The organism is Nocardioides sp. CPCC 206348, from assembly GCF_048654705.1.
Classification (GTDB): domain Bacteria; phylum Actinomycetota; class Actinomycetes; order Propionibacteriales; family Nocardioidaceae; genus Nocardioides.
The window spans coordinates 77936-79644 of record NZ_JBMCZA010000190.1; the positions used below are offsets into that span (position 1 = coordinate 77936).

A 1709-nucleotide genomic window follows, 5' to 3' on the forward strand; every position below is an offset into this window, starting at 1 on the left:
CCAGGCCAGGCCGGCCTTGGTCGCCGTGTGCCAGGTGACGGTCAGGACCAGGACGGGCCGCAGCGGCTCGGGCAGGTCGACCGAGGCCGCTTCCGCGCGGACCGGCAGGTGCCGCATCAGCCCGGGCAGGGAGTCGCGGAAGTCCGCCAGGTCGGACGGCGGTACGACGATCGGCGGACCGTCGAGCAGGTGGCGCAGCGCCGCAGGCACGGGCGAGGTCGTCGCCGCGATGACCAGGGTCCCGGCGTCGTTCAGACCCACCACGGAAGCCGGATTGCCGATGGCGATGACGGACTCGCCGCGCCAGGTCTGCTCGCCCAGGGTGACCGCGGCGCGCAGTGAGGTCCCGCCCTGCACGTCGGTCAGCTCCGCGACCACCTCCGCTGGCTCGTCGGCGATCACGACGTCGCGCAACGGGTGGGCGGCGATCAGGGTGACACCGGCGTCGCGGGCGTTGCGCAGCGCCCGGACGACGTTCTCGCCGAACTCGTCGAGCGAGGGGGCGACGCCGGCGTAGTAGTAGGCCCGGTGGCCGGCCCAGAGCGCGTGCAGCGCGGAGATGGCGTCGGCCTGTTCCTTCGGGAAGCCCTGCGCGACCCCGCCGAGACCGACGTCGCTCCAGTCGGCACCGGTCTTGATCCACGGCTTGTTCTTGCCCTGCCGCATCGGCCGCACCCGCAAGGTCGGTCCCACCGAGCGGTAGTGGCTGCGGGGCTCCTCGAGGCTGATCTCCAGGGCGAGGGGCACCTCGTCGTGGGGGCGCGGCTGCTGGCGGTCGAGCTCGGACACCAGCCGCTCCAGCGAGCGGCGCCACGCGGCCTCGCCGGCCGGCTGGGTGAAGGTCTGGCGCAGGGTCAGCGCGAGGGCCGCGCCGTGCTTGCAGGGTGCCTGGACCGGGCAGGTGCACACCGTGAAGAGCCACCCGGCGTAGGTGTCCGAGGGCGCCTCGGCGTGCAGCTGGACCTGGTAGGGGACCACCCGCGAGCCCTGGACCTCGGCGGTCGCGGTGACCGATCCTGCCGACAACAGCCCGATCTCCGGGCGGCGTACGAATCCGGCGGCGACGACCTCCCGGGCGCGCTGCAGCGTCCCGGCATCGAAGTGACGAGCCAGGAAGGCGTCGGAGAGCTGCGCGAGGACGTTCACGGCCCTCCATCGTTCCACGCGTCAGGGACAGGCGCGGATTCCCTGCACAGGCGGCTACTCGCCGCGCTCGCCCCCGGGCACCCACAGCACGTCGCCGTCGGCGCGGTTCGCGTAGCGGGCGAGGATGAACACGAGGTCGGACAGGCGGTTGAGGTAGGTGATCGCCAGCTTGTTCATCACCTCGCCGTGGACCTCGTACGCCGCCCAGGCGCCCCGCTCGGCCCGCCGGATGACCGTGCGGGCGACGTGCAGGTGAGCCGCGCCCGGCGTACCGCCGTTGAGGATGAAGGACCGCAGGTTGGGCAGCTGGTCGTTGTAGTGGTCGCACCAGCCCTCGAGGCGGTCGACGTACTCCTGCTCGATCCGCAGGGGCGGGTACTCCGGGTCAGCGACCACGGGTGTGCACAGGTCTGCGCCGACGTCGAAGAGGTCGTTCTGGACGCGGGTGAGCAGGGTGACGACGTCGTCCTCGAGCCCGCCGGTCGCGATCGCGACGCCGATCTGGGCGTTCGCCTCGTCGACGTCGGCGTACGCGGTGAGCCGCAGATCGGTCTTCGTGGTCA

General features: G+C 72.4%; 2 protein-coding genes. Both read right to left on the minus strand.

Features of this window, described 5'->3' with window-relative positions; all coding sequences use genetic code 11:
- Positions 1 to 1146, minus strand: a 1146-nt coding sequence (locus ACOADB_RS16260) for an SWIM zinc finger family protein (RefSeq protein WP_378600621.1), incomplete at its 3' end; no start/stop codon positions are given.
- A gap of 54 nt (positions 1147 to 1200) precedes the next feature.
- Positions 1201 to 1709: cob(I)yrinic acid a,c-diamide adenosyltransferase (locus tag ACOADB_RS16265; protein ID WP_378600623.1), on the minus strand; the 509-nt coding region annotated here is incomplete at its 5' end.